This is a genomic window from Desulfofundulus thermocisternus DSM 10259, from assembly GCF_000686645.1.
In the GTDB taxonomy this organism is placed as follows: Bacteria; Bacillota; Desulfotomaculia; order Desulfotomaculales; family Desulfovirgulaceae; genus Desulfofundulus; species Desulfofundulus australicus.
The window spans coordinates 34,955-44,089 of the sequence record NZ_JMLG01000017.1; the positions used below are offsets into that span (position 1 = coordinate 34,955).

Below are 9,135 nucleotides of genomic sequence, written 5' to 3' on the forward strand. Positions count from 1 at the left end.
CGAAATAATGTCCAACCGGGCAGAACAAAAATTATTGTACGACCTGCATGAAAATCCCCCGGCCAGGCGGGCCGTGGTTTACGCCCTGCAGTGGCTGGTGTTCACCCTGGCCAACTCGGCGGTGGTGCCCCTGGTGGTGGGTCAGGCCCTGGGGCTGGACCAGGCGGGCATTGCCGGACTGGCCCAGCGCACCCTCTTCTTTACCGGCCTGGCTTCCCTGCTGCAGGTGCTCTTCGGCCACGGGCTGCCCATCATGGAAGGGCCTTCGGGCATGTGGTGGGGTGTATTTATCACCCTGGCCGCCCTGGCGCCCGGGCTGGGCAAGCCGCTGGCGGTCCTGCGCACCGACCTGGAGCTGGGGGTGCTGGTGGCCGGGGTGGTGCTGGTGCTGGTGGGTTCCGGCCGGCTGGTGGGCAGCGCCCTGAGCCTGTTCACCCCGGCGGTAACGGGTTCGGTGCTGGTGCTCCTGGGCCTGCAGCTCAGCGGCACCTTTGTCCGGGGGATGCTGGGCGTGGGCGAGGAGGGAGGCGGGGCCAGCCTCCGGGCGGCCCTGCTCTCCGTAATCGTGGTGGCGGTGGTCCTCTGGACCAGCCTCAAAGGGCGTCCCTTTACCCGCAGCATAGCCGTGCTCATCGGCATCGCGGTGGGCTGGTTGCTGGCCCTGCCCATGGGCCTGGCTCCCGGCGTGCCCTGGTCGGTTTCCGGCGTTTTCGCCCTGCCCCGGCTTTTTGCCTGGGGTACGCCCACCTTCGATGCGGGCATTGTGCTCACCTCGGTGATGACCGGTTTGCTGGTCTTAAGCAACCTGGTGGCCAGCATCCTGGCCATGGAAAGAACCATCGGGCAGAAGGTGCCCCGGCAGGCCTACAACCGGGGCGTGGCCCTGACCGGGGTGGCCGACATCATGGCCGGGGTGGGGGCCACGGTGGGGTTCGTGCCCTTCTCCGCCGGGGCTGCCCTGGTGGGCATGACCCGGGTGGCCTCCCGGATGCCCTTTATCCTGTTTGCCCTGGGCATGGTCGTTCTGGGGCTGCTTCCCCCCGTGGGGGCCTTCCTGTCCTCCATCCCCGTTCCCGTGGGCTACTCGGTCCTGCTGGTTTCCTTCTGCCAGATGGTCGGGTTCGGCCTGCGGGATTACCTCCGCCTGCAGCTGGATAACCGCGACCTCTATATTATCGGCATCACCCTGCTTTTTGGCACGGGGGCCATGATGCTGCCGGCCGGGGCGCTGGCCGGTATGCCGGCCCTGGCCCGGTACCTCCTGGGCAACGGGTTTTTGACCGGCATGCTGCTCTGCATCCTGCTGGAGCACGTTTTCCTGCCGGCAAAGTATTTTGGCGCCCGGACCGGCGCGGAGGAGAAAAAAGGGTCGGAATTAAACCGGTAAAAAAAACAAAAAGTTTTACCCGGCGGGCAGGATTTTTATCCCGTCTGCAGAATATTGTGATTTCAAGGTGGTATTTGCAAAGGGTGCCATGGAGGCACCCGGAAGGCCGGCCATAATTAACATAATTAAAATGTAATACAGTTTTAATGGTGACCACGGAGGTCCCGGGAGGGGAATACCCGCGTGGTCATTTTTATTTCTTTGGGGGAGGCGGTTTGAAGTGCATATTCCCGATGGCTTTCTTGATACCAGGATCTGGGTGGGGGCCGGCGTCCTCAGCGCCGGGGCCGTGGCCGCGGCGGTTGCGAAAACCAGAAAGGTGCTGGAAGACCGGCAGGTTCCTGCCCTGGGCGTGATGGCGGCCTTTATCTTTGCCGCGCAGATGGTTAACTTTCCGGTGGCCGGCGGTACCTCCGGGCACCTGCTGGGGGGCGCCCTGGCGGCGATCCTCCTGGGGCCCTGGAGCGCGGGCCTGATCTTAACCACGGTGCTGATCATTCAGATGCTTTTCTTCTATGACGGGGGCCTGACCGCCCTGGGGGCCAACGTGCTGAATATGGCGGTGATTGCCCCATGGGTGGCATACGGCACCTGCCGCCTGGTGAGCAACCTGTTCAGAAGCAGTGCCGGCCGCACGGCGGCCATCTTCCTGGCCTCCTGGATGTCGGTAATGGCTGCGGCGCTGGCGGCCAGCCTGGAAATTGCCTTCTCGGGCACAGTGCCCCTGAAAATAGTTCTGCCGGCCATGCTGGGGTGGCATGCCCTGATCGGCATCGGGGAAGGCCTGATTACCGTGGTGGTGGTTTCCTTTGTTTCCCGCCTGTGGGGGCTGGAGCAGCCCGAACAGAAAAGCGTTGCGGGGGGTGAGGGATTATGAACAAAAAGAACCTGCTGTGGGGTCTTCTGGTCGCCCTGGCCGTGGCTGCCTTTCTTTCTCCCTTCGCCTCTCCCAGCCCGGACGGGCTGGAGCGGGTGGCTGAAGATAAGGGCTTCCTGCACCTGGCTGAAGGGAAGGAACTGATTCACGCCCTGATGCCCGATTACGTGTTCCCCGGCGTGGCCAGCGGCGGCCTGGCCACTTCCCTGGCCGGCCTGGTGGGCACGCTGCTGGTGTTTGCGGCCATGTATCTCCTGGTCTGGCTTGTGATCCGGCCGAAGGGCAGCGCCGGGAAGGGGCCGTCCGGAAAGGGACACTTGAATTAACAGGTTGCCGGTGGTATAATCTGCTTAAAGCGGATCATGGAGATCCCGGTTTGATAGCTTATTATTTTTAATTAAATATCAAGGAAAGAAAGAGGCCATGGAGGCAGCAGCCTGTCCGGGAAAAGCAGGCTTGTTACCCCATGGCCTTTTTTTAAGGAAGTGTTTCCCATGACCCGGATGATGGATGATTTTCTCCGGACCGGCGGGTGCCCCGGTTCGTTCCTGCACAGGGTGGACCCCCGGGTCAAGGTGCTGGCGGTGACGGGCTTTGTGGCCCTGTCGGCCTCGCTTGCATCCCGGGCGGGCCTGGTGCTGGCGGTGGTTTTTCTGCTGGCGCTTACGGCGGCAGCGCGGCTGCCCCTGCGCTGGCTGGCCGGCCGCCTGCTGTGGCTGCTGCCCTTTGCCGGTACCATGATTCTTCTCTTTCCGTTTATTACACCCGGTGAGCCCGTCTGGCGCTGGGAATGGGGAGCGCTGGCCATAACCGCCACCCGGGAGGGCTGGCAGCACGCCCTGGTGCTCTCCCTGCGGGTCGTGGCGGCCTTCCTGGCGGTGAACTTTCTGCTGGCCACCACCGGCCTGCGGCAGGTGCTGGAGGCGCTGTCCTTTTTCCGGGTGCCGGCGGTTTTCATCCAGATGATCGAGTTTACCATCCGCTATATTTACGTGGTAGGCGATGAGTTGCGGCGGATGAACACGGCCCGGACGGCCCGGGGCTTTGTACCGGGGAAACACCTTTTCCACCGGCACACCTTCCGCACCCTGGGGCAGACGGTGGGTGTCCTCTTTGTGCGCTCCTGGGAGCGGGGGGAGCGCATATACCACGCCATGCTGGCCCGGGGTTACACCGGCCAGGTCCACAGGAAAGCCCTTCCCCCACCCGGGGGCCTGGACCTGGCCTGGGGAGCGTTCATCCTGCTGGTGGCCCTGGGACTGCACTTTTTCGACCCGGGGACAATAACCTGGCTATTGTCATGGAAGTAGAGAAAAGGGAATGAAGGAGCGGAAACCCCTGCCGCAGGTCCCCAAAAAGGGGGCACGGGTAAGGGGTCTTTTTAGGTTTAACATATTCTAAAAACCCGGAGTGATAAGGGTTATGGATTTTGTCATAGAGGTTGAGGACCTGTACTATACTTACCGGGATGGTACCAGGGCCCTTGCGGGCCTTTCATTTTCCCTACCCCGGGGCTGCCGGGTGGCCCTGATGGGGCCCAACGGGGCCGGGAAGTCCACCCTTTTAATGCATTTGAACGGGATCTACCTGCCCCAGCGGGGAAAGGTGCGGGTTATGGGGCAGGAGGTGAACGCCCGCACGGCCAGGGAAATTAAAAGCCGGGTGGGCCTGGTGTTCCAGGACCCCGACGACCAGGTTTTTTCCTCCACCGTGGAGGAGGACGTGGCCTTCGGCCCGGTAAATATGGGCCTGCCCCCCGCGGAGGTAAAGCGGCGGGTCGACGAGGCCCTGGTGGCGGTGCAGATGGAGGAGTACCGGGACAGGCCGCCCTACCACCTCAGCTACGGCCAGAAAAAGCGGGTGGCCATTGCCGGTGTGCTGGCCATGGGGCCGGAAATTATCGTCCTGGACGAGCCCATGGCCTACCTGGATCCCCAGGGCAAGGATACGCTGCTGGAGATCCTGGACCGGCTGCACCGGCGGGGTACGACCATCCTGGTGGCCACCCACGATGTGGACATGGCGGCCTCCTGGGCCGACCTGGTGGTGATCATCAAGGATGGCCGCACCCTGGCCCAGGGCGATCCGTCGCTGCTGGTCCGGGAGGACATCATCCGCCGGGCCAACCTGCGCTTCCCCCTGGTGGCGCAGGTCTTCCGCTCCCTGCCCGAACTGCAGCTTGAAGCCGTGCCCTATACGGTGGAGCAGGCCGCGGCCCTGCTGAGAAAAATCCTGGCGGGGCGCCAGACCTGAAGCGCCTCCGGAGGGGCACTTTTATTCATTATGGCCGGCCGGTCAGGCTGTGGTATAATAAACTGTAAATGTTTTCTTTCCCGAGGTTCCGGAGGTGAAGGGGATGTCCCTGGGTGAATTAAAAATGACTTACCGTGAGTACCTCCAGTTGCCCGAGGATAAGCGTTACGAACTAATTGGGGGGAGGCTTTATATGGTACCGGCGCCCAGCGTAATCCACCAGATGGTTTTGGAGAATCTGGGGTATATTCTGAACCGGCACGTTCGAGAGAAAAAAATGGGAGTCATTTTGCGCTCTCCCATTGACGTTTACTTAACGGAGGAGGATGTGGTCCAGCCGGATATTATTTTTATCAGCCAGGAGCGCCGGTACATCATCGGGGAGGCCAATATAAGAGGCGGGCCCGATCTGGTGATTGAGGTTCTATCGCCTTCCACCGCGGCCATAGATCAAACCGTTAAAAAAGAGCTTTACCGGAACCACGGGGTGCGGGAGGTCTGGTATGTGCACCCGGTGGCCCAGACTATAGAAATATGCACCTTCACCCTGGAAGGAGAAAAAAAGGAGCTTTACGCCCGGCACGATGAAAAACCTTTTGTTTCTGCGGTACTTCCCGGCCTGCAGCTGGATTTAAACAGGGTTTTTTAGTTTTTAATTGGACCTGGCGAGGTTGGGTAACCGTAGTGTGTACGCAAAAGACCGGGCAACAGTCATGGGAACACTTCTACTTTCTGCTGAAGGGGAGTTGTTGCTTTGCTGGTGCTACATAAAATTTCGGTGCCCACCCCTTACCCGGTGGGGCCGGTCAACGCCTACCTCATTGCCGCAAAACCCTATACCCTGGTGGACCCGGGGCCCGACACCCGGGAGGCCAGGGAAGTTCTGCAGGGAGAGCTGGACCGCCTGGGGGTTCCCCTGGACCGCATTGAGCGGGTCCTGCTGACCCACTTCCATACCGACCACTGCGGTCTGGCCAGCTGGATCCACTCCCTGACGGGGGCGAAAATACATATCCACCCCTATGATTTGAAAAAATTAAGCGGCAATCACGACTTTATAAAGGAAAGAATGCTTTTTGTCCGTGAAGCCGGTGTCCCGGCGGAAATCCTGGAAGAAATTCTGAAGGACAGGGATAAGCTGCCCCCGCCTTCAGTGCCTCCCGGGAGCGTCGTCCCCACGGTGGAGGGGACGGAAATACCCTTTGAAGGGGGCAGCCTGCAGGCACTGCACCTTCCGGGCCACGCCACGGGCCACCTCTGCTTTTACGACCCGGCGGGCAAAAACCTGATTGCCGGTGATTTTCTGCTGCCCCACATCACGCCCAACCCCTTCCTGGAACCCGACCCCCTTCACCCCCGGCGCCGCAACCCCAGCCTGCGCCATTACCTGGAAGGGCTGGAGAGGCTGCTGGCCATGGACATAGAGCTGGTCTGGCCGGGACACGGGGAAGTCATCGACGATTACCGGAAGCTGGTGGCGGAAGTGCAGGAGCACCACCGGGCCCGCTGCGACGCCCTGGTGGGCCTGCTGCGGGAGCACGGGCCGTGCACCGCCTTTGAGCTTTCCCGGGTTACCTATCCCCACCTGAAGGGCTTCAACATCTTCATGGGGCTGTCGGAAGTCCAGGCCCACCTGGACGTGCTGGTGGAGGAGGGCCGGGTGAAAATGGAAAAAAGGGACGGCGTGGAGTATTATTTCCTGTAGCCGCGCGAGAACACCAACAAGGGGTGCGGGAGAAATTTGGTTTTTCGCTTGCGCTTAATCACGGCTATCTTCGTGGCCAGAGCAGTCATGTGGCTGGTCCGCCTGCTGGGGCGGGGTAGAGGCTCCTCCCTGCCCGGCATGGTGGCCCTGAGGATCTGCCCCGGCATCCTGGCCCACCTGGCCCGCCAGGCCCGCCGGGGTGTGGTTATGGTTACCGGCACCAACGGTAAGACCACCACCAACAATATGGTGGCCCGCATTGCCGGGGAGGCCGGCTACCGGGTGGTGGTCAATGCCGAGGGCGCCAACATGATCACCGGTATAACCACCGCCTTTTTAAGAAAGGCGTCCCTCTGGGGGCGGGTGAGCTGCGATTACGCCCTGCTGGAAGTGGACGAGGCCACCTTTCCCCGGGTTACCCGCCAGGTGCGGCCGGACCTGGTGGTGGTGACCAACTTTTTCCGGGACCAGCTGGACCGCTACGGGGAACTGGATACCACCGTATCCCTCATCCGGGAGGCCCTGGAGAAGCTGCCGGGAACCGGGCTGGTGCTGAACGCCGACGACCCCCTGGTGGCCTCGCTGGCCGCAGCCGCCGGCGGGGAAGTGCTTTACTACGGCCTGGGCGAACACCGTCGGGTCACCTCCTCTTCCTCCGCGGCCCGGGAGGGGCGTTTCTGCCCCCGCTGCGGGCAGGAGCTCGCCTATGCCTACTATCAATACAGTCAGCTGGGTAATTATCGCTGCCCCGGCTGCGGCTTTTCCCGGCCCCCGGCTGGCGTGGAGGGCACGGAAGTCTTCCCTGAGGAGCGCCGCACCACCTGCCGCCTGCGCTCGCCCGCCGGCGATTACGAGCTGGTTATTCCCGTCCCCGGCCTGTACAACCTCTACAACGGCCTGGCGGCCTTTACGGCGGGCCTGGCCCTGGGCGTGGAGCCGCGGGTGATCACCCGCGCCCTGGCGGGTTATACGCCGGCCACCGGGCGCATGGAGAGGTTCCGCTACCGGGAAAAGCCGGTGCTCCTGAACCTGGTCAAAAACCCCACCGGGTTCAACGAGGGCCTGGGAACGCTGCTTTCCCTCCCCGGCCCGGTGGATGTGCTCATCGCCATCAACGACAACGATGCCGACGGCCGGGACATCTCCTGGCTGTGGGACGTGGATTTCGAAGTCCTGGAGGAAGAGCACCGGCACGTGAACCTGCTGGTCTGCACCGGGCAGAGGGGGGCGGAAATGGCCGTCAGGCTGAAGTACGCCGGAGTACCCCTGGAGAAGATTGTGGTGGAGGAAATGTCCCGGGCCGTGGAGCGCGTCCTGAACGGGCCGGGGAAAACGGCCTGCCTCCTGGCCACCTATACGGCCTTATGGCCTGTGGAAAGGATTTTGAGCGGTTATGCCAGAAGGGAAAATCGTGTTGAAAGTCTGCCATCTGTATCCTGAGCTGCTGAATCTCTACGGGGACCGGGGTAATGTGATGGCCTTCGCCCGCCGCTGCCGGTGGCGCGGCCTGGGGGTGGAGGTGCAGCCGGTCAATCCCGGCGACCCGGTGGACTTCCGGGAAGTGGATTTCCTCTTCCTGGGCGGGGGTTCCGACCGGGAGCAGAACCTCATCGCCCGGGATCTGGAAAAACGCCGGGATCTCCTGCAGGCGGCGGTGGAAGACGGGCTGGTGGTGCTGGCCATCTGCGGCGGCTACCAGCTCCTGGGCAGGTACTACCGGACCCTGGAGGGCCGGGTCATCCCCGGCCTGGGGCTCCTGGACCTTTATACGGAGGCCGGCCGGAAGAGGATGATCGGCAACGTGGTCATCGAGCTGCAGATAGAGGGGGAGCCGGTGCGGGTGGTCGGCTTTGAAAACCACGCCGGGCGGACCTTCCTGGGACCGCAGGTTTCCCCGCTGGGCCGGGTGCTGGTGGGCTGCGGCAACAACGGGGAAGACGGCACCGAGGGGGCCCGCTACAGGAACGTGTTCTGTTCCTACCTCCACGGCCCGCTGTTACCCAAGAACCCGCGGCTGGTGGATTACCTCATTTCCCTGGCCCTCGCCCGCCGGGGCCTGCCCGCGGACCTTGCCTCCCTGGACGACAGCCTGGAAAACGCGGCCGCGGAAGTAATGCTCAGGCGCCTGTTAAAGTAAAAACCGGGCAACATATCACCGGTTCAAATTATTGTCCGGCTTTTATGTGCCCTGGTTTTACTCGTCGCTCCCGGTCGTTTCGCTGGCCGGGCCAAAAGGCCTCGTCTCCGGTCTTCGGCGGGTACCGGCCACATTCACACATCCTGTGTTCAGGTGGCCTCCGCGGACATCCTGTCCGCGGCCCCGCCTCATCCCGTCGCCTCGGCCTGGCCCGGCGGCGCTCACTCCAGGTCGCTCCTACTGTAAAACCAGGGCACAGTCTACAGCCTGAAACCGGGAAACAGATCCCGGTTTTTTTTTGCTTTGGTCAAGGCCCCGGTTTTCCTCCGGGGCCTTGCCTTGCTCAGTCGAAAAAAGTGGCATGTCAAGGGACACCTGCTTACTGTGTAAACACTTTCTTTAGGCAGCCCGCGGTCAAAATCCATAGAAAAGTCAAATAAAACAAAGTTTTTTACTTTAGTGATAATTTTATAATCTTCTGGCATATCTTTTGCTCTTTCTACCGGGTAAGTGCCTGCCTCTTCCAGTGAGTTCCGGCCGCCCCGGCCGGCTGCGCCTGCCTCCTGCCGGGGTCACATTCTTTTCCGGGCCGGGTGAACCCTGTTAAATGCTCTTCCCCCGGTACTGCCGGGATCATCGTTGAAGCTTACCACACACTGCGGGGAAAGGAGACGTATCCAGTGCGGGAAACAGTAATTGTCAGTGCAGCCAGGACACCCTTTGGAAAACTGGGCGGGGCTCTGGCCCCCCTCACCGCCGTCCAGCTGGGAGGCGTG

At 62.0% G+C, this 9,135-nt stretch carries 9 protein-coding genes; all 9 read left to right on the forward strand.

The features are described from left to right. Positions 1–7: 7 nt before the first annotated feature. The 9 genes from BR83_RS0111345 (at position 8) to BR83_RS0111385 (ending at position 8,359) form a co-directional block, all read left to right on the forward strand. A complete protein-coding gene (locus BR83_RS0111345) occupies positions 8–1,387 on the forward strand; it encodes a uracil-xanthine permease family protein (protein ID WP_027357178.1) in 1,380 nt (459 codons plus the stop codon). 220 nt (positions 1,388–1,607) lie between these two features. Continuing rightward, a complete protein-coding gene (locus BR83_RS0111350; protein WP_027357179.1) occupies positions 1,608–2,264 on the forward strand; it encodes an energy-coupling factor ABC transporter permease in 657 nt (218 codons plus the stop codon). Continuing rightward, positions 2,261–2,590 (forward strand): PDGLE domain-containing protein, encoded by a 330-nt coding sequence (locus BR83_RS0111355; protein ID WP_027357180.1) that lies wholly within the window; start codon positions 2,261–2,263, stop codon positions 2,588–2,590. The genes BR83_RS0111350 and BR83_RS0111355 overlap by 4 nt, the downstream gene beginning before the upstream one ends. A gap of 168 nt (positions 2,591–2,758) precedes the next feature. Next, a complete protein-coding gene (gene cbiQ / locus BR83_RS15790) occupies positions 2,759–3,574 on the forward strand; it encodes a cobalt ECF transporter T component CbiQ (protein WP_051618167.1) in 816 nt (271 codons plus the stop codon). A 112-nt stretch (positions 3,575–3,686) separates the two neighbouring features. Then, on the forward strand, positions 3,687–4,517 hold the full coding sequence (locus tag BR83_RS0111365) for an ATP-binding cassette domain-containing protein (RefSeq protein WP_027357181.1): 831 nt from the start codon (positions 3,687–3,689) through the stop codon (positions 4,515–4,517). Positions 4,518–4,620: 103 nt separating this feature from the next. Next, entirely contained in the window at positions 4,621–5,166 is a 546-nt protein-coding gene (locus BR83_RS0111370; protein ID WP_027357182.1) for a Uma2 family endonuclease, read from the forward strand. A 111-nt stretch (positions 5,167–5,277) separates the two neighbouring features. Then, entirely contained in the window at positions 5,278–6,222 is a 945-nt protein-coding gene (locus BR83_RS0111375) for an MBL fold metallo-hydrolase (protein ID WP_242839668.1), read from the forward strand. Between the two features lie 36 nt (positions 6,223–6,258). Continuing rightward, entirely contained in the window at positions 6,259–7,662 is a 1,404-nt protein-coding gene (locus tag BR83_RS0111380) for a Mur ligase family protein (protein ID WP_027357184.1), read from the forward strand. Beyond that, positions 7,634–8,359: a type 1 glutamine amidotransferase gene (locus BR83_RS0111385; RefSeq protein WP_027357186.1), complete on the forward strand. Its 726-nt coding sequence runs from the start codon at positions 7,634–7,636 to the stop codon at positions 8,357–8,359. The genes BR83_RS0111380 and BR83_RS0111385 overlap by 29 nt, the downstream gene beginning before the upstream one ends. Positions 8,360–9,135 lie beyond the last annotated feature (776 nt).

Excerpts from the sequence above, each read along its gene's own strand:
- BR83_RS0111345 (WP_027357178.1), top strand. The coding sequence starts at position 8 with ATGTCCAACCGGGCAGAACAAAAATTATTGTACGACCTGCATGAAAAT.
- BR83_RS0111355 (WP_027357180.1), top strand. The coding sequence starts at position 2,261 with ATGAACAAAAAGAACCTGCTGTGGGGTCTTCTGGTCGCCCTGGCCGTG.
- cbiQ (WP_051618167.1), top strand. The coding sequence starts at position 2,759 with ATGACCCGGATGATGGATGATTTTCTCCGGACCGGCGGGTGCCCCGGT.
- BR83_RS0111365 (WP_027357181.1), top strand. The coding sequence starts at position 3,687 with ATGGATTTTGTCATAGAGGTTGAGGACCTGTACTATACTTACCGGGAT.
- BR83_RS0111370 (WP_027357182.1), top strand. The coding sequence starts at position 4,621 with ATGTCCCTGGGTGAATTAAAAATGACTTACCGTGAGTACCTCCAGTTG.